Below are 25,234 nucleotides of genomic sequence, written 5' to 3'. Positions count from 1 at the left end.
GCCGACTGGGCCGATAGGACCATCACCTTCCGCGCGCCGACCGTCGACACCGAGACTGGCGAAGTCGTCCGACAGTCGAATCCGACCAATCAAGAGCTGACGAACGTCGCGACTGCCGACCCCGGGGAAGCGGTTGAAACTGACTTTATTAACGATGATGAGAATCGTGGAAACCAGAATCAGGACAGCGCTAACGACAACCCCGATAACACACTTAATGACATGGTCAACAACATAATCTCTGGAATAGGTCTACGTAACACACCTTCTGACGATGATAATGATGATAGTTCAGTCAGCGGTGGGTCTGGGGGCATATGTCTTATATGTTAAAAAAGGCGACTGTCGTGTTCATAATCTTCGTACTTCTAACCACTGCTGGGTGTAGTAATATAAAACCTGATACAAATGACGGGCAAAACAATACAGTACAAAATGTAAATACCCCGATCATGAACTCTCCAACTGGTCAGGAAAGTGATAATAATACGATAGAAAATGGTGATAGAAACCAACTACCTAAATCAGGAACAAGACAACAGTACCAAAGTTCATTATTATATAAAGTCAGTAAGTTCAATATAAATGTTTCGAGCGTTAGTAAGAATAATACAACACTAAAAATATCATATTTTGGGAACTTTAGTAATGACTCACGCACCACACGAGAACTATCATTCATTTCAGCGTCATTTGCGAGAGTGATTAATAAGAGTTATAAATCGGGATCAAACTGGGGAATATCACGATTACATATCACTGGAAAGAGTGCCAACGATTCTGTAGTTTGGGACTCAATAATTGAAGACTGGTGGGCAATGAACTACATCAAAAATAACTGGAGATTTAATGATTATATTGACGCTATAGTTGCCTCTGGAGAGTTATGGAATACTACAACCTCACAGCCACCAAATGATGGTGATGAGTATATAGGCAGGATGAATACCATGCTGCAAAATCGTATCAATGTTAACGTAATATCACTGAATAAACACGGCGGCGAAGCCTTCCTCACCTACGAAACCGACCGCGAACTCAATTCCAGCCGCTACTACGACCAGGTCGCTAACGTAACCGACGTTTACAAGAATCTGACACTCCCGCGCAGTCTCAACCGCACCGACGGTTGGTACGCGGGGGTGCTCAACATCGAGGTCAGGAACGGAAACGACACGCTGGAGTGGTATCGGTATCAGATCCGGTGGGCGGAGGACCGAGTCAACGGTGAGATGACGAAAGAGGAGGAAGCGGGGCGACTCCGACTCTCCCGGTTCCTCGAAAGAGACAGACTCCGGGACGGGAACGAGACGGCCGGATAGCCTCACTCCAGAAGTCCGGCGTCGTCCAGGTACGCTTCGACGTACGGGTGCAGGTCGAACTCGAACGGTGGCTGGAACGTCCGCACCGCGCTGTGCTGGTCGTCTGGTTCGAGCTCGCCACCGTCTTTCAGGTTGACGTGGAAGCCGACTGGGACGTAGTGTTTGCCGCCCGTGTCGTCGAACTCCGACGTATCGTAGAGGTGTTCGTAGACGCCGAGCTGACGCTCGGTGGCCACGGCACACCCGAGTTCGGACTCGGCAACCCGTTCGACGGCGTCGTGCAGTCGCTCGTGCTTGCGGACGCGGCCGCCGGGGACGAACCACTCGCCTTTCGCGGGTTCGTTCTCACGCTTCCCGAGGACGACACCGCCGTCGGTTTCGACGACGAGATCGACCGAAACCAGCGGCACGTTGCTGACGACCGTCTCCCACTCCGCCGCCGGAACCGGACCGTTGCTCATAGACGTACTGCCGTGCCCCGACATCTTTTCGGTTGCTATCCACGCCACCACGTACCGACGCAGGAAAGACCGTGATAATTATAGACCGTGATGTTTATGTAGGTCCCTCTCCCACGATGTGACGAAGACAAAATGACTGAACGGCCTCAGATCGAAACGATGGCTCCGCTCGTTCCCGAAATGCCTACGAATCGCGTCCGCACCGACGGTGGTCGCACGGCGGCGAAAACGTCCAATAACGAGCGTGTAGACGAGGCCGACGCGCCGCTCGTTCCCGACCTCTCCTGACCGGCGCAGTTGGGTTTTCCGGTACTCCAGTTCGATAGCGGTAGTTCCGTCATCCGTCGATGTTGACGAACTCCGTCTCGCCGGTGTCGGTATCGAGGAAGGCGACGGTGCGGTTCTCGTCGGGGACGGTTGGGAAGTGTGCGCCGGGGTTGACGACGGTCGTGCCGTCGACGACGCGCTGTTCTGCGACGTGGAAGTGGCCGTAGCAGACGTAATCGTAGTCGCCGGACTCCGCGCGGTCGTTGACGACATCGATGCCCTGGTCGCCGTGGAGGACGTGGATCGACGTCCCGTCGAAGGTGAGGACTGCCTCGCGGCCGTGAAGTTGGCTCCCGTCGCTGAAGCTATCGAGAGTCGTCTCAAGGCCGTCGCGTTCGCCGTCGTTGTTCCCGATGACGCCGTGGATGTCGAACTCGTGGCCGTCGAAGGCCCCGAGTAGCGGCGGAGCGATGAAGTCCCCGCAGTGAACGAGGGTGTCGATTCCGCGGTCGTCGAAGACCCTGGCAATCTCCTCGGCGGCGCCGTAGTTGTCGTGCGTGTCGGAGACGATTCCTACCTGCATGTGTGGGGCGACGACCGGCCGGACAATGAAGCTTTTCTGGGTCGGAAAACGCGACCCCATCTTCATACGGGCTCCGGTTGGAGTGGTGGACGACTGGTCCCCATGACAGCGATCGAGACGACCGACCTCACGAAACGGTACGGATCGACCACGGCAGTCGCGGGCCTCGACCTCGCGGTTCCCGAGGGCGTCGTGTACGGCTTCCTCGGCCCTAACGGAGCCGGAAAGACGACGACGATGCGGATGCTCACGTCGCTGACCCGCCCCTCCAACGGGAGCGCACGCGTCGCCGGCGTCCCCGTCGACGACCGGGAACGGCTCATCGAGCGGGTCGGCTACCTCCCAGAGGAACCACCGCTGTACACCGAACTCACCGCCCGCGAGCAGCTGACCTACGTTGCAGGGCTGCGCGGCCTGCCGGAGGAAGCCACGCGCCAGCGGATCGACGAGTTGCTCGACCGGCTCGACCTCACCGAGGATGCCGACCGGCGAATCGACGCCTACTCGAAGGGCATGCGTCAGAAGACGGCGTTCGTCCAGTCGCTGTTGCACGACCCGGACGTCCTCTTGCTGGACGAACCGACCAGCGGGCTGGACCCGCGGGCTGCACGGACGATCCGGGAGATGATCGACGACCTCACCGACGCGGGGACGACGGTCCTCCTCTCGACACACATCCTGCCGGTCGTGGACGAACACGCCGACACGGTTGGCGTCCTCTACGACGGGCGGCTGGTCGCGGAGGGGCCGCCCGGTGACCTGAAACGGCAGGCCGACACCGGTGCCGGTGACGGTGCTGGTGGCGCGGACGAGCGAACGCTGGAAGACGTGTTCCTCGAAGTGACCAGCGAGGACCCTGCGGCCGACGAGGCGACGGTGGAGGGTGTCACGGATGCCCGCTAGCGGCTGGGGGCGGCAGGGCCTCGCGATCGGGCGACTGGAGTTTCGCCGAACGGTCCGGGCGCTCCGCGGGGATTCGGCACGGCTCGCGTTGATTGGCGTCGTCGCCGTGCTGTTCGGTCTCATGGTCCTGGCAGGGACGTGGCTCATCCTGGAGTTCGGCAACCAGATACCGGCCGGCGACGTGTCGAACGTCGTCCGTGGCAGTGTCGCGATCCAGTGGCTGTTCGCGGTGTTCATCAGCGCCCAGCGCGCGGGGTCGCGCCACCACAGCATCGACCAGGAGTCGCTGATGCTGTTGACGGTGCCCGTCCGAGCCGTCGCGCTGGGGCTGCTCAGCGCCGAGTGCTTCCGGGCGCTCGCCTACTTCGCTGTGCCCGTCGCGTTGCTGGGCGGCGCGTTCGTGGTCAGTACCGGGTCACCGCTGATGGCGCCGTTCCTGGTGGCTGCCGTCCTCCTGTTCCTCGCGACGGCGCTCGTGATCGGATTCGTGCTGGGACTGCTCGCCAAACTGCTCGTGGCCCGCTATCGCGTCGTCGCCGAGAACAAATCCGTCTTCAGCCTCCTGGCGGTCGTGGTGTTCGTCGGCGGCTACGTCGGGCTACAGAACTTCGGAGGGCAGGGCGTGACCGCGTTGCTCGGCTGGCTCCCGTTCTCGTGGGTCGTCGACCTCGCGGTGATCGGCTCGCCGTTCGCCGGTTCGCTCCCCCGGGCGGCCGCGATGCTCGTCGGTGGGGTGGCCTGGACCGCCGGTGGCCTGCTCGTGGTCGAACGTCTCGGTGTGGCGCTGTGGTTCGGCGACACGGTCGAGGACGCGGTGGCCGCCGAGCAGGCACGGATCGATACCGGCGCCGCCGCCGACCCGCTCGCCGCCGCAGTCGCCCCCGTTCCGCTGCCGGCGATCGGCCAGCCCGCTCACCGGATCGCCCAGCGGTCGGTCGTCGTCGCCCGTCGGAACCCCCAGCGGCTCTCCTTCCTCGTGCTGCCCGTCGTCCTCCTCGGCGTCAGTCTGGTCAACGTCGCCCAGACTGGTGTGGGATCGATCCTGGCGTTGCTGCCGCCCCTGGTTGTCGTCGCACTCCCCTGGCTCGCCGGGGCCGTGTTCGGCCTCAACCCGCTGGGCGACGAGGGGGCGGCCCTGCCGGCCACACTCACGTCGCTCGCCTCCGGCCGGGACTACGCCGTCGGTCTCGCGTTGCCGGGATTGACGCTGGGCCTGCCAGTGGCCGTCCTCGCGACTGTCGCGACCGGTCTCGCCGGGCCGTACGCGCCCCTCGAGGTCGCGATGCTCGGGGTGATCGCGCTCGTACTGACCCCGGCCGCGGTCGTGATCGCTCCGGCGCTCGGGATGGCCTTCCCCCGATACGATCCGGTCCGGGTGGGGAGCGACCGAGAGATCGTTCCTCCGAGCCTCAGTGCCGTCGTACTGTACTCGCTGACGCTGGGCGTCCCGGGTACCGTCGCCGCGGCCGCGACGTTGGCGCCGGCAGGAACGCGTGGATTCCTGTCGCTGTTCGTCGGTGTCCTCCTGGCGCTGCCGTTCGGCTTCCTCGCGGGCCAGGGCGTCGGCCCCGCTCGTGAAATCGCAACCTGGCTGGGGCAGGTCGGGGCCGAGATCGCCGCTGTTCCCGTCCAGACCGTTCGCTGGGCCGGGTACGTCCTCCCGCTCGCCGTCGTGTGTCTGCTCGCGATCTGGGCGTTCGGGGCCGTCACACGTCGGTTCCGGGGACACACACTCGACTAGTCCCGACGGTGGCGGCTTTCGCAACCGTTAAAGCTGACCCGTGTCATTGTTCGGTTGCTACTGCACGGGCCGGTGGGGTAGCTTGGTATCCTTCGGCCTTCGGGTGGCCGTAACCGCGATTCGAATTCGCGCCGGCCCACTTCCGTTTTCCGATCAAACAGCGAGCGGCGGGTGAGGCTACTGGGGAGATTTGGACGAGGAGGCCACGACGTGAACTCAGGGACGGTACTTCGGTGTTCCGATACCCGTGTCGGTCTGCAGCGTTTGAACTACCTGACGATAATCGGGTAAGCAGCCCGTGGCAGATCGAACGTCGGGCGGCGATCCGAGAATGCGAGAACGCCCGCAGGTGGCTCGCATCCGCACTGACCCCGCTTTTTTTATCCTTCGCACCGAGGGACGTTGTCGCCGAGACAGAGAGCTACCTGAACCGCACAGTGGAGGGGGAGAGACGAGTCAGGACCCGGAAGCCCCGTCCCAATGAACCCGACGCACCGGTGTCGCTCTCGAACTCGGCGTGTGCGAACCGTCCAGGGCGGGCGTCCGGCGTGGCGATGCGGACAGCGCTGGGTGCCGCGGACTGTACAGCAGAGCTGTCGGCCTGGAAACCTGGACAGAAAACATATATCGATTCGAATAAATCACCGGTATGCGCAGACGTCAGTTCGTCCGCGTGGTCGGAGTTGGGGCCGCCGTCGCGGCCGCCGGGTGCGGCGACGACTCCGCGGCAAATAAAACAGCCCCCCCAAACGAGGGGTCGCGTGCGGCCTGGGTGTACGGTCACGACTACGCGTTCCCGCTCGGTCTCGCCGCGCCAGGCCGGGACCCACGACGACGCGGTATCGACAGCGGGCGTCGTAACATCGGCCGGACCGTCGAAACCGTGACCACCGACCGCTCCGTCGTACACCTCGCCGGTCAGTTGTACGAACGGCAGAATCCCGACGCGGATCTCGACCACGCCGTCACCGCGGTCGCGGCCGCCGACGGCGCAAACCGGTGGCGAACCGAGTTCGACGGCGATCGGTTCGACAGCAGCGTCGAGGGGGTAGTCGACGCCGGTGGCGGCGCTGTCGTCGGCTTCGACCAGGCTGAGAGCGTGGGGGGCGGCGGGTTCGGCGGTGATACTCCCGGTCGAACCCCGGAGGTGGCCCGGTTCGACGCCGACGGCGACCTTGCCTACACGATGGCGGCCAGCGCGCTCGAACCCGAACCCAACGCGTCGTTCGCCGCCGCGGCCGCTACCGTGTTCGTCTCGAACGGTCGTCTTGACGAGGACCCGGTCGTCGCCGGGTACGACGTGGCCACGGGTGAACGCCGCTTTCTCGACCGACCGGCGACGGTTGCCGCGACGACGGAGACGACCGCGTTCCTGGTACGCCCGGGAGAGAGCGATACGCTCGTCGTCCGGCGCGGGTCCGACGGCGCCGTCCGGTGGGAGCAATCGGTCGGCCGCGTCCACGACCTCGCGGTCGGGCCCGACCGGGTGTACGTCGTCAGTGTCTCCGGGGGAGGAACGCAGTTGCACGCGTTCGACAGGGCAGTCGGCGCGAACCGCTGGTCCGTGCAACCGGACGTCGACCCGAACGTCGGGCCGGTCGTACTCGACGACGCGGTGCTCGTCGTCGGGAGGACCGTCTCGGTGTACGGCCGGGACGGGGCAGAACTCGGCCCGGTCTCCGAGGACGCCCGCTCGCCGACGGCCTACGACCGCGTCAGGACGAACAACCACCACGTGTTCCTGACCACTCGCCCGGACCGGACCCAGCGCCGGACCGTCGCCATCGACCGACAGACGTGGGCGGTGAGCTGGACGACCGAGACATTCGTGCCGATAATCGGTGCCGCGGACGAGAGCTTCTACGTCGTCTCCGGCACCCGACAGACGCAGGGGAGAGAGGAGAACGGCACCGACACTCGCATTCGACGGGTCGCCGGGGCAGACAGGGATACGATCGACGAGTTCTGGGTACACGGCGGTCCCCGTTCCGTCGACGGCGACAGGCTGTACACGCTGTTACAGACCACCGACACGGCCCTGGGCGGCCTGTACGCCTACGACCTCCCCGATGGATAGTCGAACGGGTGTGCGGTGACCTCGGCGGGTTCGTGACAGCCCGAATCCGCGCCGGCCCACTTCCTCGAACAACGGTCATACAACGGTCGAATGCGTTCGCCTGTGAGAGAGGTAGCGGCCGACCCCGACGGGCCTGCCGTATTTGTGCGTCCCGACACGATACAGCGTATGGACTTGGATCGGTTCGCTGCCGACACGCCCGCCGACGACGCGCCGGCCGACGGACGAGTCTGCGTGGTCGCGACGCAACCGGACACCTTCGAACGCTGCCGAGCAGGGCTCTACCCGTCGCCGCAGTCCTACCGGCGCACCCGCCGGTCGTTCGAGTGGATGGCGTTCTACCGGACGGCGCCAGTCTCTGCGGTGACACACTACGCACGAGTAACCGACCGTGTCGACCAGACGCGGGGCGGCCCGGGGCCGATGGACGAGGACGATTGGGCCGCGACTATCGACCCCTTCTCGGACACCGAGGCGGTGACCGTCTTCGAGTTGGGTGACCTCGTTCCCCTCGACGCGCCGGTCGGCAACGACGGGACAGGCGTCCGCGGGGCGTGGTACTGCTCCATCGCCGACCTTCGAGCTGCGGAGACGCTGTCGGCACTGGCCGAGCGGGCGGAGACCTGACGATTGAAGCGCGACGCTCGCGTGCACCTCGGTCGGTCGGCTAGCCCGGTACGCTTCCGGCTTCGGAGACCGGAATCGCGTCCCTGCGGGGCGCAGGTCCCGCTCAGACTCGGGTCCACCCCTTTATGTCCGAACCAGAGAAACCAGCGACGCACGGGTTCGACCACCACCTGTCAGCACCGACGGCCACGATGGCGACTCCCGACGGACACTGTCGGAGCGTACTCCCGTCGTCTGACATCTGTCTGCCTCTCCCGAGGTAAATCACCAATTATTTCTTAATGTCCGACCGATTGGGTTCTATGAAAGTAGAGACTGCGGAGAGTCAAACGTTCTCTTACAGGAGAGCTCTCCGCTATATCGCCGTCGCCCTCTGCGTAATGGGGGCGCTGTACCTCCCGGCGATAATTTTTCCCGACACGTGGTTTCGGGTACTTACCACCGTCATGCTTGTTTCCCTGCTCGGATTGACCGGACGGGCGCTCGTGTCGGCACTACTCTCATTCAAACGGTCGGAGACGCCCGAACTGACGCTATCGGACACCAAGTTGCCGGACGTCAGTGTACTTGTTCCGGCGTACAACGAGGCTGCGGTGCTTCCCGACACAATCGAGGCGTGTCGGAATCTCGATTATCCGGCCGAGAAGCTGGAGGTGATTCTCTGTTACGAACGCGACTCCGTCGACGAGACGGCGGCGATTTGTGAGAACGCAGCCGCCGACGACGAGCGGTTCAAAGCGGTCGAACGGGACGAACCCGGTGGCGGGAAGGCCAAAGCGACGAACTACGCGCTCCAGTACGCGACCGGTGAGGTTATCGCCAGTATCGACGCCGACCACCGCTTCAAGCCCGACGCCATTCGCCGCGCGGTGGCGTGGTTCGACTCCGACGAGGATATCTGGTGTGTCAAGGGTCGCTGCTACGGCGACAACCCGCGGGACTCGCTGTTGGCTCTGCACGCGACCGTCGAGCGCCACATCGCCGAGAAAGGCGACCTGTTCGCCCGGGAGGTCCTCGACGGGTTCACCATCTTCGGCGGCGGGCAGGCGTTCTTCCGAGCAGAGATGTTCGAGCAACTCGGCGACTTCGACGAAAGCGTCCTCGTCGAGGACATCGACATGTCCTCGAAGATTCACGACGCCGGGAAACAACTCCGGGTCGACCCCTCCATCGTCACGTTCGAGGAGAACCCGGCCACTCTGCAGTCGTGGTGGAGTCAGCGCAAACGCTGGGCCCGCGGCTGGATGCAGGTCGCGTTCCGGTATCTGTTTCGACTCCCCCGCAGTCGCAATATGTCCGTCCGAGAGCGGTTCGACGCCGCCTTTACGTTCGCTTACGCGCTCATGCCTGTCCTCGTCGCGTTCACCTTCCCGATTCTGCTGTTCGACATGGTGCGTGACATCGTGGTCCACAACACAGTGACCGCTCCTATCCTCACCGATATGGGTCTGCGGACGACGCTTCAGAACGGGGTTCCGACCGCGACGTACTTCTCGCCGCTCGTCCGAAACGCGCTCTGGACGCTGCTCGCGCTCTCGCCCGCTGTTGCGGCGTGTATGGTGTTCGTGCAGGACTACCGCGACGGGTTCGGTCACGACGGTCTGGAGGCCTTCGCCTCGTTCACGCTGTGGGTGTACCTGGCACTGCAGAGCATCGTTTACGTGGTATCCTTCCTCGACGAGGTCATCTTCGAGCGACCGAGCATCTACGTGACGACCGCCCGGGTCAACTCTCAGGCCAACTCGGGCTCGAAGACCGGTGGGACCGAGAGCAAATCCGACTGATCCACGCGATTCTTCAACTCCCCGCCGTTGAACCGTTCGTATGGGCTATCACCACATCGACCCCGACGAGCTAGCGCCGTCCCCGGACCATCCTTGTGACCGCCGGTCGCTGGCCGAGGCGGCGGAACTCGCCCAGCTCGCCGCCGCGGTTTATCAGGTCGCACCCGGCGAAGACCTCGCGACGACGTATCACTACCACGACCAGCGTGAGGAACTGTTCTACGTGCTTTCCGGCGACCTCCACGTCGAGACGCCAGCGGAGACGTTCGTAATCGGTGCCGACGAGACGTTTGTCGTCGAGCCAGAGAGTCCGATTCGGCCGTACAACCCGGCCGACGCGGCCGAATCGGTCGATGTGTTTGGCGTCGGCGCGCCGACGTTCGACATCGGGCGGCCGTACGAGCCCGAGACAGACGATGACGGCGCGTAACCGTACGGCGGCGTGACGGGTAAAAACGTTCCGAGTGTACAAACCGAGGGTCGATTGTCCGGTGTTTTATTGGCCCTTTTGACTCCCGAGGCGTTGGCATGGGTATGACCGACGACGCTGCTCACGAGGACGAACTGGCCTGGCAGACGCTGTACGGCGAGACGGCGTACATCTGTCCGGGCTTTGACGTCCAGCACGAACAGGTTCGCCTTCCCGACGGGGCCGAAACCGATTTCGACTACCTCTCAGAGAGCGAGAGCGTCGTCGTCCTCCCCTTTACCCCCGACGGGGAGGTGGTCGTCATCGAAGAGTGGCGACAGGCGGTCAAGCGGGTCAACCGTGGGTTCCCCGCTGGCGGTGTCGAAGGCGAGGACGCCGACCTCGCGGCGACGGCCCACCGGGAACTCGATGAGGAAACCGGCTACGAGGCCGACGCAGTCGAGCATCTGACGACTGTGGAGCCCGCCAACGGGTTCTCCGACGCGGTGTTTCACTACTTCGTCGCCGAGGGCTGTGAGCCCGCAGGCGAACAAAAGCTGGACCACAACGAGTCGATCAGCGTCGAGACGACCGAGTTCGAGGAGTTGCTGGCCGCGGTCGAAAATGGGGACCTCCGGGACGGCCGGACGGCATACGGCGTCTGTTACTACGAACTGTTCGGGTGAGTCAGCGGTGCAAAGGGCTACTGAGTTTCGGACGTGACTGAGAGTATGGCGACTGCGGTGAAAGCCGGTGAGGACGCGAGAGCCCGTCTCGGAGAGCTACAGGCAGCGGTCAAACTCACAACGGGCAAACAGATACCACCGACTCACGAACGAGCCGGTTAGTTCGAGGCGACACAGACCGTCGGTGAGAACGTACGTGACGCGAAAGAGTTCCCCGACGTGTACTCGTTCGCGTACGTCGATTCGGCCGTCTTCGAGGCCGCAATCGACCTGTTCGAGCGATTCGACGATCGGAGTCTGAGCTTTACACACGTCCAGACACTGTCCCGAGCTTCGACGACGAGTGTGATGGAATCGTCGACCGGGTCATCCCGCGAGCCTCTGCGGAACACAACGCTTAGAACCGCGCCCACGAAAGGCGAGCCAATGGCCGACTGGTTCGAGGTTCGCGATTACGACGCCGCCGGCCGCATCGGCGAGCTAGAGGTTCCCCGGGCGGAGGTGACCGTCGAGACACCGGCGCTCCTGCCAGTGGTCAACCCCCACGTCCGGACGGTCGAGCCGGCCCGCATGGCAGCCGAGTTCGGCGCCGAAATCCTGATCACGAACGGCTACATCCTCTACGGCTCCGACGACGTCCGCGAGAACGCTCTCTCTGCGGGCCTGCACGACCTCTACGACTTCTCCGGGGCGATCATGACCGACTCGGGCTCTTTTCAGCTCTCCGAATACGGCGATATCGACGTGGACACCCGAGAGATTCTCGAGTTCCAGCGCGACATCGGCTCGGACATCGGGACGCCGGTCGACATCCCGACACCGCCGGACGTGAGCCACGAGCAGGCTGCCACGGAGCGAGACACGACCCAGGAGCGACTAGAACTCGCGACGGCAGTCGACACCGGCGACATGCTGGTCAACGCGCCGGTCCAGGGTTCGACCTACCCCGCCCTCCGAGAGCGGGCCGCACGCGAGGCCGACGCGACCGGTCTCGACGTGTTTCCGGTCGGTGCGATGGTCCCCCTGCTCAACAACTACCGCTTTGCCGACGTGGTAGACATGGTCGCGGCGGCCAAACGCGGGTTGAGCGCGGACGCACCGGTCCACCTATTCGGTGCGGGGCATCCGATGATGTTCGCGCTGGCGGTCGCGATGGGCTGTGACCTGTTCGACTCGGCGGCCTACGCGCTGTACGCCCGTGACGACCGCTACCTGACTGTGCGAGGGACCGAACACCTCGAAGACCTGGAGTACTTTCCCTGTGAGTGTCCGGTCTGTACGAGCCACACGCCCGACGAACTGGAGACCTGCGGCGGGGCCGAACGCGAGCGTCTGCTGGCCGAACACAACCTCCACGTCACGTTCGGGGAGATCCGGCGGATCAAACAGGCCATCCGGCAGGGGAATCTGCTGGAACTCGTCGAAGCACGCGCTCGCGGCCACCCGACGATGCTCGACGGCTACCGCGCGCTGGGCGACCACGCCGACCAGTTGGAGCAGACGGACCCCGCCTCGAAGGACGCCTTCTTCTACCTCTCCGGAGAGAGTGCGGCCCGACCCGAAATAAATCGTCATCACGAGCGACTGGCACGGCTCGACGCCGACGGGGCGGTTCTGCTCACCGAGGGTGACGCGAACGAGGCGTACGACGAGAGTTGGCGGGTCGTCCCGCCGTTCGGTCCGTTCCCGCGTGACCTCTCGGAGGTGTACCCCCTCAACGCCGAGGTGCCCGAGCGGTTGGACGAGCGAGCTTACGCCCGGGCGGCCGACGGGGTGGCGCGGCTGGTCGAGGCGAATCCGGACGTGGATTTCACGCTTGGCCACACCGGCTGGCCCGCGCGCGCGCTCGAGCGAGTGCCCGGTGACGTGAACACGTACGAACTCGGCGTCGACGACGCGTTCGACGACCGGGACGACGGAAACGCCGACGAGCACGCCTGAGCCGGCACCCGGAAGGAAAGATAGTTCACCGCGCTCGCCCGAGTCCGTGCCATGACCGATTACTTCGAGGTTCACGAGCGGGACGGGGCCGCTCGCATCGGCGAACTCCGACTCACGGAGTCGCTCACGACGCCCGCCCTCGCCGACGACGTCGTCACCGACGCGGGCAGCCTCTGGCCCGAGGACCGCGAGGTGCCCGACGGCGACGAGTCGACGCTCACCGTCCTCTCCCACCGTGGCCTGCCCGCCGGCACGCCCGAGGAGGTCGAAGACGCCTTTGCCGTCGACTATCCGGACGTGGATTCCCCTAGCGCCGCGGTCGTCTCGCCCGCCACCGCCGCCGACCACGGCACCGACGCCTACGTCCTCGCGAACGCAACCGGCTACGCCGGCCACGCGGCCGCGTTCGTGGACGCCCTGATGAGTGTCCAGGACGCTACGCCAGCCGACACCGCACTCTACTTTCCGGGCGTCGCCACGCCTGCAAACGTCGCGACGCTGGTCTACGCCGGCGTCGACCTCGTGGACACGGACCGCGCCGTCCTGCGGGGCACACAGGGATTCTACCAGGCAACCGACGGCGAGTATTTTCTCGAAGACCTGGACGAACTCCCGTGTGCGTGTCCCGCCTGCCAGCAACCCGCCGCGGCGTTCGACCGCGAGGACTGTGCCGACCACAACCAGCGGGCGCTGGCCGCGGAACTCGCACGCGTTCGCCGCCGGATTCGGGACGGGTCGCTCAGAGACTACGTCGAGGGCCAGGCCCGCCACGACCAGTGGCTCACCGCCACCGTCCGTCGGCTGGACCAGCAGTACAGCTACCTCGAACAGCGGACGCCGGTTGTTCGCCGCGAGGAGATTACGGCCGCGACCGACGACACCCTCAGGCGAGTGGAAATCCAGCGCTTCGCCGAGCGCGTGACGACCCGCTACCGCAGTCGCTTTCCGAACCCCCTCGTGCTGGTCCCCTGCTCGGCCACGAAACCGTACAGCGAGTCACAGAGCCACGGCCAGTACCACGACGTGATCCAGTGGCGCGCCCACGTCGCCTCGATGACCTCACCCATCGGCGTCGTTCCACAGGAACTGGAATGCACCTACCCCGCCCAGCACTACGACTCGGTGGTCACCGGTGAGTGGACCGCCACCGAAATCGAGTTCGTCGCCAATGTGCTGGAGACGTATCTCCGACGCAACGACTACCCGAACGTCATCGCCCACGTCCCACCGGGGGGCTACCGCGACATTGTCGAGCACGCAACCGCCGACCTCGACGTCGAGCCCGTGTTCACCGTCGACGACCACCCCACCACCAGCGAGTCCCTCTCCAGTCTCGCCGCCGAACTGGAGGGCGAACTGACGTACCCGAAACGCGAACGCGAACACAACACCGTTCGAGCGATCGCCGACTACCAGTTCGGGGCTGGCGCGGGTGACGCGCTGTTCGACGACCTGCACACCGAGTCACGCTATCCGAAACTGCGGGTGACCGACGGCGACGGCGAGCAACTGGCCGCGATGGTCCCCGAGTACGGTGTCCTCTCGCTGACGCTGGCCGGCGGCCGGCGCTGGGTCGAGAGCGACGCGCCGGTCGCGCGAGTCGAGATCGACGACTTCGTACCCCACGGAAGCGTTCTCGCGCCGGGCGTGGTCGACGCGGGCGACGACATTCGGCCGGGTGACGAGGTCGTGATCGAGGGGCCATCCGCCTTCGGCGTCGGCCGCGCGGCCATGAGCGGGCCGGAGATGGTGGAATCGACCCGTGGCATCGCCAGCCAGGTCCGACACGTGCAAGAGCAGTGACGACCCGCCCGGAGGGGTCGTCCGAAGCGGAAGCTTCTTTTTTTACTCCGCGTCAAAAACCGATGGATGAAGCGCGTACTCTTGACCGTGACGATCGCCGCGATGCTCGTGCTGGCGGGCTGTAACGGCGGCGGACAGGGAACGGCGTCCCCGACCGGGACTGACGGACCGGCGACGGACGGAACACAGGCCGACGTCAGTGTAAGTACGCCGGACGTTCCGGACTCCCTCGGTATTGACGTCTCGGCGGCCGGACCGGGCAGTGGTGGCATGGACGCGGTGTCGCCGGACATGTACCCGCCGGGCGTCGACAGCTCCGGTGTCACCAACGCGACGACGCTCGTCAACGCCCACTTCGAGGCGGCGGGCTCGAACGCCGAGACGCGGATGGTCTTCAGGTCCAGCGGTGGGACGCTCGGACTCGTCCACCGGAACGGGTCGGCCGGCGAGCGCCTCCGATACGTCAACGCGACGACCGGCCAGTCCGAGAGCTTCTGGCGGTCCGGATCGACCGTGGCCCGTCAGAACGCATCGAAGTCGCCGCCGATCACCTACTCCTACGGCGAGACGAACACCTACACCGGCTACCAGTTCCTGGGACTGATCCGCGTGATCCCGTTCACGACGCTCAACGGCATGTCCCTGTCGGTCGATGGGATGACGACGGTCGACGACCAGGACCTGCTCCGGCTCTCGATCGACTCGTTCAATCGCTCGACGGACGGGCTCTCGGTTCAGTCCGGGCTCGAGAACCCGAGCGGGTACGCCCTCGTCACGTCCGAGGGTGTCATCCGCGAGATGCACTGGGAAGCGACGAACACCAACACCAGTCAGACCGAGAGCATGACCGTGACCGTCTCGGGAGTCGGGGAGACGAGCGTCACCGAGCCAGACTGGGCCAGTGGCTACCCCGACGCGACGGTCTCGACCGAGAGCGAGGGACAGGTGCTGGCGCTGACTCACCAGCGTGGGGACGCGATCCCGGCCGACACGCGGGTGCAGGTCGGCTCCGGCTTCTCGTCTTTCGGGAACCTGACGCTCTCCGAACCCTTGGAGTCGGGTGAGACCCTCTACATCGTCGCTTCGGGTCGGTTCGGCGACTACAACGTCACCGCGAACGTCGGGAGCCAGCCCACGGTTCCAGAGGACGCGGCCTCGTTCTCGCGCCGGGTGCCGTCGGTGTCGGCGTTCCTCGACGGTGTCGAACTCCAGTACGGGTCCGAAATCGAGACCGAGACCGCCAGCGATACTACTCTCGGCGCGTCGTGACCCCGCCGGGAGGCTTTTACTCACGCCACCCGTCCCGGTGGTCATGGACGAGATTGCACTCGCCGTCCCCGAACCCATCCTCGACTCGTTGCCCGACGACGACGGTGCGGCCGAACAGGACATGAAACGGGCCGTCGGGGGCTGGCAGCGACGAATCAACCGCGCAATAACCGACGAAGACGACGACGAGGCGGCGAGTTACGTTCTCGACGCCATCGAACTGTTCGAGGAGCGGATGGACACCTACGACGGCTTCGTCCCCGAACTGCGGGCCTGGGGGCAGTCGCCGATCTACGCCATCTGCTGGCGCAACCTGATGGCCGACCTGATCGGCCAGCTGTACGAACACGAGGAACTGGCCGATCGACTGGACCGCGAGCGCAACCAACGCGTCGTTGAGGACGGTATCCGACTGCGGGATCTTTGAGACGGCGTAGATTTATGCCGGCTCCGACCCTGCAAAGCGGTATGCATCTCGAATGTCGATTCTTCGCCACTTACCGGGCCATCGTCGGGCAGAAATCCCTCGACCGGGAGTTCCCCGACGAGGCGACGGTCGCCGCGGTTCTCTCGACACTGGAGGCGGAGTACCCCGACCTCGAACGGCAGTTGCTCGACGAGGACGGGACGATTCGGCCACAGCTCTCGATTCTGAAAAACGGTCGGGACGTGACTCACATGGAAGGCAGCGAGACGGTACTCGAAGACGGCGACTCGCTGTCGGTGTTTCCGCCGGTCGCGGGCGGGGTGATCTGATGCGCCGCGAGAAGGCGTTCCGGGGCATCTCGAAGCGTCTGGCAGTCCACTACCTCGAGAATCTGGGTGGTGAACTCGTCGCGGGCGAGCGCGAGGACGACGCGGAAGCCGAAGTCACGGGCGAGGACTGGTCCGCGACGCTGTCGGCCGAGAAAGTCTCGATTGCCGGTTCGATGGAGTTGACAGAGGTGTCGGTCGTCTTCGAGGGCGAGGACGGTCCCGTCGAGGAACTCGTCGAGAGGTTCTCGCAAAAGGCGATGCGAGCGGGCGGCTGATGACGGGCGACCACATCGAGGGGGACGTGCTGGTCCTCGTGGCAGCGAAAGCCAGCGTCGGCCCCCAGCGTCTGCCGGAGTTGGTCGACCGCGTGGCGGCGGACCTGCGTCCCCGGCGCGAGACGTACGTCCGGGAGTACGAACGCGCCTACGAGACCGACGACCGAACGGCCTTTTTCGTCGAGGATGGGCACTGGGCGAACGTTCGCGAGCGGCTGGACCTCGGCCCGCGGCAGGCCGACGCCGTCCGGCGCGCCCACCACGAACAGATGACCCGCGATGGCCGGCAACTGGACCGGACCGAGGAGTTCGAGACCGCCCTGGAAGTCAGGGACTGTGTGGTGCTGGGGACCGAGGGGTAGTCCTCGCACCCGTCGGAGATGAAAGAACAGCTTCCGTCTCGATCGCTATCGCACTGTTTAGCACGTGGAGAGATGTCCGTTCCATCGACTCGTTCGGCCTCGTCTTGGGTGAGGAAGTATCGTGCTTCTGAGCTAGAATCATCTTCCCTATCTTTCGTCGAAGTACAACATCCTACTACCACGTCGACGTACACACCCCTATCGGTCTGATAATCGATTTCTGCCTGCTCTCGAACTGTCGAATCACTGGTTCCATGATCCTCCAGACAGTCTGCTTTCTCGAGGTGATCTTCCACGTGTCCAAATTCTGCTTCTACTGTGATCTCTCTGGCCCGCTTGCTCGATAATCCAGAGTACTGGCTGTCGTTCCCGGAAGCAAATCTGTTCTTCGTACTCTCAGTAGTGTTGCACCCGGCTATTCCAAACGCAGCTACTGCCCCCAACGAGCGGACAATCCTTCTCCTCGATTCGACCGGTGACACACCGGCGACTCCGCAGGTCCGTGTAAATGTCTTCTGTCAGTCCAGAAAGTCCACCAGTTCCGCACTGACTCCCTCGGGTTCGTCACACTGCACCCAGTGGCTCGCGTCGGGGAACCGTTCGACACGGAGGTCGGGAATCCACTCGCCGAGTCCCTCGGAGATGCCGACGCCGAGTGCGGCGTCCTGTTCGCCCCACAACACCAGCGTCGGGACCGTGATTTCGGTGTCACCTGGCGGGTCGAAAAATCGACGGAGGCCGGGCAGAGTGGCCTTGGCCATCGGGACGCCGATGCCGTCGACGTACGCCCGGTAGTAGTTCACCGCGGCGCGGGCGGCACCCGGTCGGGCGAACGCCTCGCGGTACCGCTGGATGTCCTCGTCGTCGAAGGCGTCGGGGTTCGCCGGTTGGTTACGGAACGCCTCGCCGACGGCGCGAGCCCCGCCAGCCGAGAGCAGGCGCTCGGGGAGCCACGGCACCTGGAAAAAGAGGACGTACCAGGAGCGCTTCAACTGCGCGAGGTCGAACTCCCGGGCGAACGCGGCCGGGTGGGGCGCGTTCATCACGGTCAAACTATCGAGTACGTCGGGGCGTTGCATACCGACGGCCCAGGCGATGGCTCCACCCCAGTCGTGGCCAACGAGGTTGGCAGTGTCGCGGCCCTGCTCGTAGACGAGTCCGACCACGTCCCCGACCAGATGCTCGATGGCGTAACTGTCGACGCCGTGGGGCTTCTCCGACCGATTGTACCCTCGGAGGTCGGGCGCGACGACGCGATAGCCCGCCTCGACGAGGGGTGGAATCTGCTCGCGCCAGGAGTACCAGAACTCCGGGAAGCCGTGTACCAGAACCACGAGGTCGCCGTCATCGGGACCGGCGGCGACGTAGTGCAGTCGCACGTCGTCGACGACGGCGTTGTGATGTTCCAGGTCGACATCGGTGAGTGAATCGTCCATCACGCATCCGGTCGCGGCCGAGCCACTAAGCCGCACCGACACAGTGGTGTGTTCGTCTCGAGCAACCCAGCGGCGGTTCGTGCAGCCGAACGACCGACCCGGGGCGTTCCCGGGCCGGCGGCTGCGGATCGGCGGCGGGGCTCGACTCGCCACGTTCAAGCGCGTCAGCGAACGACAGCCTACCATCGATGGGGCCAGCGGATCAACCGACCGCCGACGAACCGCCAGCGGCCGTCCTCGCCGACGCGACGACCCGTCTCACGGAGCTCCTGAATCGGTACGACTACGACGCGCTCGTCCGACGGCTGTACTGGCTCTCACGGGCGGGCACGGTCGCGGTGCTCGCGGCCGTCTTCGTGTATCCAGTCCAGGGTGAACTCTCGTCGTGGATCGTCGGCGTGACCCACCTCGCGGGCACGGCCGCCGTCGGTGCCGCGTTCGCTGTCGAGCGGACGCTGGCTGGACTCGAAGACGATAGGTCGGCTGACGAGACGACCGCCCGGAGGCTCTGGAACGACGAGTACACGCGACTCGGAGTCTACCTCCTCGCGACGCTGGAGCGGCGTCACGAGACGGGTCTCGGCCGGTTCGCAATCTGGGTTCTGTTCGGTACGCCCGACGCCGGGTACGGAGCCGCCGGCGGCGGTCGGCGCGACGACGGGTCGCTCGGGAGTCGGTCGACGGCCGCCGGGCTGGTCGGGGTGGTCGTCACGGAGCAGTTCCTCTACACCGCAGACGCACAGGTGTTCGCGACCCGGCTGGAAGGGTGGTTGCTCGTGGGGTTGACACTGGCCGGCGGACTGATCGGCGCGCTGCTGGTACGGTGAGTCGTCAAAGAACGCTGTGGTGGATCAGTCGTCGCTGGGTGCGGCCGCGCCGGAGTCGCCCACGGAGACGCCGGTGCCGGGACCCACGTCGATGCCGAGCTCGTCCAGCTTCTCGTCGGGAACGACGCCGTCGACCCAGCCACGGACCTCGTAGTACTCGGCTTTGAGTTGGTCGAGTTCCGCGAGTTCGCCTTCGCTCGCGCCCTGTGCGGGCATGGCGTTCTCGTTGCCTTCCACGAAGCGGTCCGGCAGGTCGTCGTCCGCGCCGTCGAAGCCGACGAGGTTGTTGTAGTACCGCTCCAGGTTGTAGATGCGCTCGCCGGCCTGCATCAGATCCTCCTCGCTGACGTCGAGGCCAGTCATTCCGCCGTACTGGAGGACGTACTCCTCGATGCCCTCGGCGAAGGCGTTGAACTTGCAGATGTCGAACGAATCACTGATAGCGTGCATGTCTTGGAAGGTGGCACAGAGCTCACCCTTCCCCTCGGGGTCGTAGGGATCGACCTTCTCCGGGATTCCGAGAATCTCCGCGGCGGGCGTGTACCCGCGCAGGTGGCAGGCCCCGCGGTTCGACGTGGCGTAGCCGATGGCCATCCCCTTCATGCATCGGGGGTCGTAGGCGGCCATCGACTGGCCTTTCACCGCCAGCGAGTTCTCGTGGGCGTCGAACGCCTCGGCCATGTGGTCGGGGCCTTCGGCCAGGTGGTCCGCGAGGTCGGTCTCGCGGTGGCCGATGCGCTCGATGAGGTCGATCATCTCCTCGCTGTCGCCCCACTCGATGGAGTCGTCCATGTCGAGTTTGCCCTCCTCGATCATCTCCATGGCCATCGCGATGGTGTTGCCGGTGTCGATGGTATCCATCCCGAGGTCGTTACACCGCTCGAGCATGACCGCGATCCGGTCGCGGTCGTGGTGGCCGGAGTTCGGCCCGAGCGCCCACGCCGACTCGTATTCGTAGGACTCCGTCCGGACGTTCATCTCCTCGCCTTTGTGCATCGCCTGCACCTCGACCTCCTTTTTGCAGGCGACTGGACAGGAGTGACAGGTCGGCTCGTCGACGAGGATATTCTCCCGAACGTTCTCGCCGGAGACGTTCTCGGAGTCGATGAGCCGCTCGCCCTCGTCGTCGCCCTCCGCGTCGGACATCGCCGCCGTTGAGGAGTACTGCCCGTTCTTCGCGGGGAGGCCGTCCATCTCCTCCGTGACGTTCATCAGGACGTTCGTGCCGTACAGCGAGAGGCCGCCCTCGTTGGGGGCGGTCACGTCGGACTCCTGAATAACCTGCATGGCCTGCTTGTGCCCCTTCTTGAACGTCTCTGGGTCTTCGGGCTTGGGCATCTCGGTCTTCCCTTTGACGACGACGGCCTTGAGATTCTTCGAGCCCATCACACAGCCGGTACCGCCTCGGCCGGAGGCACGGTCGTCCTCGTTGATTATGCAGGCGTACTTCACCTCGTTCTCGCCGGCCTGCCCGACGGCCATCACGGAGAGATTCTTGCCGTAGGAGCCGTCGACCTCCGACTCCAACTGGTCGCGCGTCGCGTGGACCCCCTCACCCCAGAGGTGAGAGGCGTCCCGGAGTTCGACGTCCCCGTCCTCGACGACGGCGTACACCGGTTCGTCGGCCTTCCCTTCGAACAGGAGGCCGTCGAAGCCGGCCCACTTGAGCCGCGCTCCCGACCAGCCGCCGTGGTGAGAGTCCGTGACAGTGCCTGTCAGCGGTGACTTCGTGCAGATGGCAATCCGACCGCTCATGGTAGTCTGGGTGCCCGTGAGCGGCCCGTTCATGAACGCGAGCAGGTTGTCCTCGCCCAGGGGGTCGACCTCGGGTCCCTGATCGAAGACGTACTTGACGCCGAGTCCCCGTGCACCGATGTACTTCCTCGCGTCCTCGTCGTCGATACCTTCGTACTGTACGTCGCCCGCGCTCAGGTCTATCCGGGCGACAGTGTCGTGGAAACCTCCGAGGTCTGTCATGATTTAACGTACCATTGTAACCTAAGGGCCGAAGCCTGTTAGTCGTTCCCAGGCGTCGGTAACCATTTTCAGTTACGTTTCGGCTTATAAGTAGCCATCTATATTCGGCGGAATAAACAACTGACACTGGCCGCACGCACCGGTGGGAGCAGCACGAGAGACGACGGTACACAGTCAACCAACGGGGACGGACGGCGACGCGTACGACGAACGGGGACGATGGTCGTCAGGGCAGCGGACTGCTTGGTGCGTCGGGCGCCGGTCAGCCGACGGGTGTTCCGGCGACAGCCGTCCCCGCCAGCGCAACTCTACGCCGACGACCGACAGCAACGGCCGCACTGCCCGACCGACCATGTCGGACTCGAGTTCGACTCGACGATGACGTCGCGGTGAGGAACCCGAGAGGACTTGTTCGTCCGCCGACCAGCCCCGTACATGCAGTGGCCGACAGAACGCCACACGACCGGTCTGCTCCGGACCGTGCCTGCCATCTGTGACGCCGCGGCCGTGCTGGTGGCTTCGGTCGCGGACCCGCCGGCCGGCGGGTTGGCACCGACCGGTCCCCTCGGACTGGTCGGCGTCGACAAGTGGCTCCACGCCGTCGGCTACGCGGTACTCGCGGCGCTGTTGGCGTACGCGCTGTGGGCGACGACGGCGCGACAGATTGCGACCGCAGTCGGAATCACGGTCACGTACGGTGCTGGCATCGAGGTGGTTCAGGCGTTCCACCCGCTCCGGGCGTTCGGTGCCGGGGACCTCTTTGCGAACGCGGTGGGTGCCGCGGTGGTCGGACTGACACTCTGGCTCGAGACACGCCGCCGCGCACGCGACCGGAACTCCGTCACCTCGGCCACGGAGTGACCGGTCGAAGCCGATTTACGCCCGGAACGGCTGCACTCTGGTAATGAGCAAGCCGAGCCCCGATGTCTACGAGCAGGGGAAAGGGATGGACGCCCACAACCAAGCGATGCGGGAGATCCGGTCCCGGAAGGACGAGACGTACGACCCCCGCGAACCCACGCGGGTCTGGATCGACGAGGACAACACGCCCGACGGCGTCTACCAGTCGCTGACGATCATCCTCAACACCGGCGGCTGCCGGTGGGCTCGCGCCGGCGGTTGTACGATGTGTGGCTACGTCGCCGAGTCCGTCGAGGACGGCACCGTGGCCCACGAGGACCTGCTGACACAGATCGAGAAGTGTCTCGACCACGAGGCAGACAGCGCGGACGACCAGTCCGGGCTCATCAAGATCTACACCTCCGGTTCCTTCCTCGACGAGCGCGAAATCCCCGCCGAGACCCGGCAGGCCATCGCCGAAACCTTCGCCGACCGCGACCGCATCGTCGTCGAATCCCTGCCGGATTTCGTCGACCACGAGAAGATCACAGATTTCACCGAACAGGGACTGGAGACCGATGTCGCGGTCGGCTTGGAGACCGCGACCGACCGCGTCCGCCAGGACTGTGTGAACAAGTACTTCGAGTTCTCGGAGTTCGAGCGGGCCGCGGCGGACGCCCGGGACGCCGGTGCAGGGGTCAAGGCCTACCTCCTGCTGAAGCCGCCCTTCCTCTCGGAACCGGACGCCCTCGAAGACATGGAGCGTTCGGTCCGAAAATGTGCCGCCGTGGCGGGCTGTCACACCGTTTCGATGAACCCCACCAACGTCCAGCGCCACACGATGGTCGAGGACCTCTACCACGACGGGGGCTACCGCCCGCCGTGGCTCTGGTCGGTCGCCGAGGTGCTGGAAGCTACCGCTGACGAGGACGTGATCGTCGTCTCGGACCCGGTCGGCCACGGCAGCGACCGCGGGGCCCACAACTGTGGGGAGTGTGACGACCGCGTTCAGAAGGCGATCAAGGACTTCGACCTCCGGCAGGACCCCTCGGTGTTCGAGCAGGTCTCCTGTGCGTGCGAGCGAACCTGGGAACTCGTGCTGGAACGGGAGACTGGCTACAACCAGCCGCTCGTGCGGTGAGCCACACAAGAGATTTGTCGTGACCGCTGGGACGGTCGATATGCGCCGTCCCGCACTCGTCCTCCTGCTCTCATCCTGCTGAGCGGACGTTCCGGAATCGGTTTTTCGAAGTCGTCGCCCACGGATTCGCTCTCACTGCCACCAACACAGTCCGAGACGTCGACCACCCGCCGGTTGCCGCCCGATGTGACTGGCTCGAATAGAACTGTCCTGCCGCGCGTGCCGTTTCCGTCCCGTGCACCTGAGGGGACACACGACGTTTTCCGCTCGCTGACCGTCGGTGATCCGGCGACCAGGCGGTTCGATGGGGCGACTGGTGTGTTCGTCCTGGACGCCGGCCCGAACCGGACACTGAACGTCACGATGGCCTACGGTCCGGACAACAGTTCGATCTACGAGCGTCGACTCGGGTTCCCAGCCGACGGGATGCTCGCGTTCGAGATGCACCGGTCGAGGCACTACACAGTTACCATCGAACGCGCGAGCGACTCGGCAACGGTGGCGTTGACCGACGACGATTTCGACTGCAACGATCGGCTCTACGCAATCTGGCTCGACGAAACGCGTGGTGTCCGGGACAACTACACCTCGACCCTGCCGAGGTGTGAGACACCGACCGGGTAGCACCCACGGCTCTCCGGCGGCACCACTACGCCGGACGTGTCGACGATTACGACGGCGATGGCGGCGAGACGGCGGTCCGTCACGGCCACACCCCCAGGACCGTGGTAACTGACTGGCGATGCTCGGTGCGGGCACGTGCCCGCGGGACGCGTCGCTCAGGGCGACTCGTCACTCAGAACGACGCTCATCACGAACGGTCAACTGCCTCGGAGTCAAGCCCCGAGGCTTGTCAGTGGACTCCCGCTCTAAACAACCTACGAGGGCGAGTTCCCCGACCCACCGGGGTCGGGGGTGAAGCCCGACACTCGGCCTAGTGTTCCGTCTCCTCGATATATTGTTCAACCACTTCCTCCGATACTGCCCCTGTTGACCCCACGTAGTAGCCGACTTTCCAGAACCCACCACCCCAGAAATACGCCTCCCGAATCTCGGGATACCGTTCCAGTAGGTGCTTGCCAGAGTACGACTTGAATTGCCGAGCAATATCTGCTGGACTGTGCTTCGGGTCGCGCTGGACGAACAGGTGTACGTGGTCGTCCGCAATCTCCAAGGCGAGAACCTCGTGCCCGAAGTGGTCGGCAGTCTCACCAAACAACTCCCGCACATCTTCTTCAACCACGTTGAGAACCGGGTGGCGGTACTTGGGACACCAGACAAAATGATACTTCGAATGTGCGTGAATACGGTACTTCTCTATCCCTAATCCCTACATTTATGACATTCTAGAACGATTGTCAATGTATGGGCGAGGAAGCCACGAAGACGATTCAGACGCGCCTTCACATAGCGTCTGGTGAACGGTCGTGGCTTCACGACGCCCGGCTCGCCTCACGCGAGATATTCAACCAAACCATCTGCCTCAAACAACGCGGGTACAATCGCACCGAGATACAGAAGGAAGTTGACCGCGACGACTTCTTGCGGAACAACAAGTGCGCGGTCGTCGGCAAAGCCCTCCAAACGTGGGACTCCTACCAATCACTCACAGACTGGTGGGAGAATCAAGACAACCCTGATGGCGGCAAGCCGACGCCGCCGAGTACGGACAAATCCGGTGTGTACCCGCTCGTGATGGCGCATACGGAAGGCTATCGCCTCACCGTAGACGATGACACGAACCGCG

General features: G+C 64.5%; 25 protein-coding genes, 1 tRNA gene and 1 pseudogene. 22 read left to right on the top strand and 5 right to left on the bottom strand.

Going from position 1 to position 25,234, the window contains the following annotated elements; genetic code table 11:
- Together Q0964_RS01200 and Q0964_RS01195 are read left to right on the top strand one after the other, a co-directional pair.
- Positions 1-333: hypothetical protein (locus Q0964_RS01200; protein WP_299262562.1), on the top strand; the 333-nt coding region annotated here is incomplete at its 5' end.
- Positions 334-950: 617 nt separating this feature from the next.
- A complete protein-coding gene (locus Q0964_RS01195) occupies positions 951-1,322 on the top strand; it encodes a hypothetical protein (RefSeq protein ID WP_299262559.1) in 372 nt (123 codons plus the stop codon).
- 2 nt (positions 1,323-1,324) lie between these two features.
- On the opposite strand, the gene Q0964_RS01190 is transcribed toward Q0964_RS01195, so the two are convergent.
- Positions 1,325-1,783, bottom strand: a complete 459-nt coding sequence (locus tag Q0964_RS01190) for an NUDIX domain-containing protein (protein ID WP_299262555.1) — start codon at positions 1,781-1,783, stop codon at positions 1,325-1,327.
- A gap of 337 nt (positions 1,784-2,120) precedes the next feature.
- Positions 2,121-2,633: a YfcE family phosphodiesterase gene (locus Q0964_RS01185; RefSeq protein ID WP_299262553.1), complete on the bottom strand. Its 513-nt coding sequence runs from the start codon at positions 2,631-2,633 to the stop codon at positions 2,121-2,123.
- Positions 2,634-2,735: 102 nt separating this feature from the next.
- Here Q0964_RS01185 and Q0964_RS01180 point away from each other — a divergent pair, with 102 nt between their 5' ends.
- From Q0964_RS01180 to Q0964_RS01110, 15 genes are all read left to right on the top strand, one after another.
- Entirely contained in the window at positions 2,736-3,536 is an 801-nt protein-coding gene (locus tag Q0964_RS01180) for an ABC transporter ATP-binding protein (protein ID WP_299262549.1), read from the top strand.
- Positions 3,526-5,277 (top strand): hypothetical protein, encoded by a 1,752-nt coding sequence (locus tag Q0964_RS01175; RefSeq protein ID WP_299262546.1) that lies wholly within the window; start codon positions 3,526-3,528, stop codon positions 5,275-5,277. Before Q0964_RS01180 ends, Q0964_RS01175 begins: the two co-directional genes overlap by 11 nt.
- A gap of 66 nt (positions 5,278-5,343) precedes the next feature.
- Positions 5,344-5,416: transfer RNA gene (locus Q0964_RS01170), tRNA-Pro, on the top strand.
- A 510-nt stretch (positions 5,417-5,926) separates the two neighbouring features.
- Positions 5,927-7,354, top strand: a complete 1,428-nt coding sequence (locus Q0964_RS01165) for an outer membrane protein assembly factor BamB family protein (protein WP_299262543.1) — start codon at positions 5,927-5,929, stop codon at positions 7,352-7,354.
- Between the two features lie 168 nt (positions 7,355-7,522).
- Positions 7,523-7,981: a hypothetical protein gene (locus Q0964_RS01160; RefSeq protein WP_299262540.1), complete on the top strand. Its 459-nt coding sequence runs from the start codon at positions 7,523-7,525 to the stop codon at positions 7,979-7,981.
- 302 nt (positions 7,982-8,283) lie between these two features.
- Positions 8,284-9,765, top strand: coding sequence for a glycosyltransferase family 2 protein (locus Q0964_RS01155; protein WP_299262538.1), 1,482 nt, complete (start codon positions 8,284-8,286; stop codon positions 9,763-9,765).
- Between the two features lie 40 nt (positions 9,766-9,805).
- Positions 9,806-10,195, top strand: coding sequence for a cupin domain-containing protein (locus tag Q0964_RS01150; RefSeq protein ID WP_299262536.1), 390 nt, complete (start codon positions 9,806-9,808; stop codon positions 10,193-10,195).
- A gap of 104 nt (positions 10,196-10,299) precedes the next feature.
- A complete protein-coding gene (locus tag Q0964_RS01145; protein WP_299262534.1) occupies positions 10,300-10,860 on the top strand; it encodes an NUDIX hydrolase in 561 nt (186 codons plus the stop codon).
- A gap of 426 nt (positions 10,861-11,286) precedes the next feature.
- Positions 11,287-12,801, top strand: a complete 1,515-nt coding sequence (gene tgtA / locus Q0964_RS01140; RefSeq protein WP_299262531.1) for a tRNA guanosine(15) transglycosylase TgtA — start codon at positions 11,287-11,289, stop codon at positions 12,799-12,801.
- A gap of 51 nt (positions 12,802-12,852) precedes the next feature.
- Entirely contained in the window at positions 12,853-14,604 is a 1,752-nt protein-coding gene (gene arcS, locus Q0964_RS01135) for an archaeosine synthase subunit alpha (protein ID WP_299262529.1), read from the top strand.
- Between the two features lie 66 nt (positions 14,605-14,670).
- Positions 14,671-15,873: a hypothetical protein gene (locus Q0964_RS01130; RefSeq protein ID WP_299262527.1), complete on the top strand. Its 1,203-nt coding sequence runs from the start codon at positions 14,671-14,673 to the stop codon at positions 15,871-15,873.
- A 43-nt stretch (positions 15,874-15,916) separates the two neighbouring features.
- Positions 15,917-16,300 (top strand): DUF7971 family protein, encoded by a 384-nt coding sequence (locus Q0964_RS01125; RefSeq protein WP_299262525.1) that lies wholly within the window; start codon positions 15,917-15,919, stop codon positions 16,298-16,300.
- A gap of 41 nt (positions 16,301-16,341) precedes the next feature.
- Complete coding sequence (locus Q0964_RS01120) at positions 16,342-16,629, top strand: ubiquitin-like small modifier protein 1 (protein WP_299262523.1); 288 nt, start codon at positions 16,342-16,344, stop codon at positions 16,627-16,629.
- The gene (locus Q0964_RS01115; protein ID WP_299262521.1) at positions 16,629-16,904 is read left to right on the top strand and encodes a MoaD-like domain-containing protein; all 276 of its coding nucleotides are present in this window, start codon (positions 16,629-16,631) and stop codon (positions 16,902-16,904) included. Before Q0964_RS01120 ends, Q0964_RS01115 begins: the two co-directional genes overlap by 1 nt.
- Complete coding sequence (locus Q0964_RS01110) at positions 16,904-17,266, top strand: DUF8048 family protein (RefSeq protein ID WP_299262519.1); 363 nt, start codon at positions 16,904-16,906, stop codon at positions 17,264-17,266. Before Q0964_RS01115 ends, Q0964_RS01110 begins: the two co-directional genes overlap by 1 nt.
- Positions 17,267-17,784: 518 nt before the next feature.
- Here the strand turns inward: Q0964_RS01110 and Q0964_RS01105 are convergent.
- Positions 17,785-18,702: an alpha/beta fold hydrolase gene (locus Q0964_RS01105; RefSeq protein WP_299262516.1), complete on the bottom strand. Its 918-nt coding sequence runs from the start codon at positions 18,700-18,702 to the stop codon at positions 17,785-17,787.
- A gap of 188 nt (positions 18,703-18,890) precedes the next feature.
- Between Q0964_RS01105 and Q0964_RS01100 the strand changes: the two genes are divergently transcribed.
- On the top strand, positions 18,891-19,529 hold the full coding sequence (locus tag Q0964_RS01100) for a hypothetical protein (protein WP_299262513.1): 639 nt from the start codon (positions 18,891-18,893) through the stop codon (positions 19,527-19,529).
- 24 nt (positions 19,530-19,553) lie between these two features.
- Here the strand turns inward: Q0964_RS01100 and Q0964_RS01095 are convergent, their stop codons facing one another.
- On the bottom strand, positions 19,554-21,506 hold the full coding sequence (locus tag Q0964_RS01095) for an aldehyde ferredoxin oxidoreductase family protein (protein ID WP_299262511.1): 1,953 nt from the start codon (positions 21,504-21,506) through the stop codon (positions 19,554-19,556).
- 435 nt (positions 21,507-21,941) lie between these two features.
- Between Q0964_RS01095 and Q0964_RS01090 the strand changes: the two genes are divergently transcribed.
- From Q0964_RS01090 to Q0964_RS01080, 3 genes are all read left to right on the top strand, one after another.
- Complete coding sequence (locus tag Q0964_RS01090) at positions 21,942-22,367, top strand: VanZ family protein (RefSeq protein ID WP_299262508.1); 426 nt, start codon at positions 21,942-21,944, stop codon at positions 22,365-22,367.
- 43 nt (positions 22,368-22,410) lie between these two features.
- Complete coding sequence (locus Q0964_RS01085; RefSeq protein WP_299262505.1) at positions 22,411-23,487, top strand: archaeosine biosynthesis radical SAM protein RaSEA; 1,077 nt, start codon at positions 22,411-22,413, stop codon at positions 23,485-23,487.
- Positions 23,488-23,805: 318 nt separating this feature from the next.
- The gene (locus Q0964_RS01080) at positions 23,806-24,111 is read left to right on the top strand and encodes a hypothetical protein (protein ID WP_299262504.1); all 306 of its coding nucleotides are present in this window, start codon (positions 23,806-23,808) and stop codon (positions 24,109-24,111) included.
- Positions 24,112-24,421: 310 nt separating this feature from the next.
- Here the strand turns inward: Q0964_RS01080 and tnpA are convergent, their stop codons facing one another.
- Positions 24,422-24,808 (bottom strand): IS200/IS605 family transposase, encoded by a 387-nt coding sequence (gene tnpA / locus Q0964_RS01075; RefSeq protein WP_299262564.1) that lies wholly within the window; start codon positions 24,806-24,808, stop codon positions 24,422-24,424.
- Between the two features lie 44 nt (positions 24,809-24,852).
- Here tnpA and Q0964_RS01070 point away from each other — a divergent pair.
- A pseudogene (locus Q0964_RS01070) lies at positions 24,853-25,234 on the top strand (RNA-guided endonuclease TnpB family protein); the annotation flags it as partial.

It is taken from the genome of Halorientalis sp. (assembly GCF_028275115.1).
Classification (GTDB): domain Archaea; phylum Halobacteriota; class Halobacteria; order Halobacteriales; family Haloarculaceae; genus Halorientalis.
The sequence above is the reverse complement of the archived record's forward strand: the minus strand, read 5'-3'. Positions and strand labels throughout refer to the sequence as shown.

What these genes read in the sequence shown, in the direction of transcription:
- Q0964_RS01195 (WP_299262559.1), top strand. Translation starts at nt 951, where the DNA reads ATGCTGCAAAATCGTATCAATGTTAACGTAATATCACTGAATAAACAC.
- Q0964_RS01190 (WP_299262555.1), bottom strand. Translation starts at nt 1,783, where the DNA reads ATGAGCAACGGTCCGGTTCCGGCGGCGGAGTGGGAGACGGTCGTCAGC.
- Q0964_RS01185 (WP_299262553.1), bottom strand. Translation starts at nt 2,633, where the DNA reads ATGCAGGTAGGAATCGTCTCCGACACGCACGACAACTACGGCGCCGCC.
- Q0964_RS01180 (WP_299262549.1), top strand. Translation starts at nt 2,736, where the DNA reads ATGACAGCGATCGAGACGACCGACCTCACGAAACGGTACGGATCGACC.
- Q0964_RS01175 (WP_299262546.1), top strand. Translation starts at nt 3,526, where the DNA reads ATGCCCGCTAGCGGCTGGGGGCGGCAGGGCCTCGCGATCGGGCGACTG.
- Q0964_RS01165 (WP_299262543.1), top strand. Translation starts at nt 5,927, where the DNA reads ATGCGCAGACGTCAGTTCGTCCGCGTGGTCGGAGTTGGGGCCGCCGTC.
- Q0964_RS01160 (WP_299262540.1), top strand. Translation starts at nt 7,523, where the DNA reads ATGGACTTGGATCGGTTCGCTGCCGACACGCCCGCCGACGACGCGCCG.
- Q0964_RS01155 (WP_299262538.1), top strand. Translation starts at nt 8,284, where the DNA reads ATGAAAGTAGAGACTGCGGAGAGTCAAACGTTCTCTTACAGGAGAGCT.
- Q0964_RS01150 (WP_299262536.1), top strand. Translation starts at nt 9,806, where the DNA reads ATGGGCTATCACCACATCGACCCCGACGAGCTAGCGCCGTCCCCGGAC.
- Q0964_RS01145 (WP_299262534.1), top strand. Translation starts at nt 10,300, where the DNA reads ATGACCGACGACGCTGCTCACGAGGACGAACTGGCCTGGCAGACGCTG.
- tgtA (WP_299262531.1), top strand. Translation starts at nt 11,287, where the DNA reads ATGGCCGACTGGTTCGAGGTTCGCGATTACGACGCCGCCGGCCGCATC.
- arcS (WP_299262529.1), top strand. Translation starts at nt 12,853, where the DNA reads ATGACCGATTACTTCGAGGTTCACGAGCGGGACGGGGCCGCTCGCATC.
- Q0964_RS01130 (WP_299262527.1), top strand. Translation starts at nt 14,671, where the DNA reads ATGAAGCGCGTACTCTTGACCGTGACGATCGCCGCGATGCTCGTGCTG.
- Q0964_RS01125 (WP_299262525.1), top strand. Translation starts at nt 15,917, where the DNA reads ATGGACGAGATTGCACTCGCCGTCCCCGAACCCATCCTCGACTCGTTG.
- Q0964_RS01120 (WP_299262523.1), top strand. Translation starts at nt 16,342, where the DNA reads ATGCATCTCGAATGTCGATTCTTCGCCACTTACCGGGCCATCGTCGGG.
- Q0964_RS01115 (WP_299262521.1), top strand. Translation starts at nt 16,629, where the DNA reads ATGCGCCGCGAGAAGGCGTTCCGGGGCATCTCGAAGCGTCTGGCAGTC.
- Q0964_RS01110 (WP_299262519.1), top strand. Translation starts at nt 16,904, where the DNA reads ATGACGGGCGACCACATCGAGGGGGACGTGCTGGTCCTCGTGGCAGCG.
- Q0964_RS01105 (WP_299262516.1), bottom strand. Translation starts at nt 18,702, where the DNA reads ATGGACGATTCACTCACCGATGTCGACCTGGAACATCACAACGCCGTC.
- Q0964_RS01100 (WP_299262513.1), top strand. Translation starts at nt 18,891, where the DNA reads ATGGGGCCAGCGGATCAACCGACCGCCGACGAACCGCCAGCGGCCGTC.
- Q0964_RS01095 (WP_299262511.1), bottom strand. Translation starts at nt 21,506, where the DNA reads ATGACAGACCTCGGAGGTTTCCACGACACTGTCGCCCGGATAGACCTG.
- Q0964_RS01090 (WP_299262508.1), top strand. Translation starts at nt 21,942, where the DNA reads ATGCAGTGGCCGACAGAACGCCACACGACCGGTCTGCTCCGGACCGTG.
- Q0964_RS01085 (WP_299262505.1), top strand. Translation starts at nt 22,411, where the DNA reads ATGAGCAAGCCGAGCCCCGATGTCTACGAGCAGGGGAAAGGGATGGAC.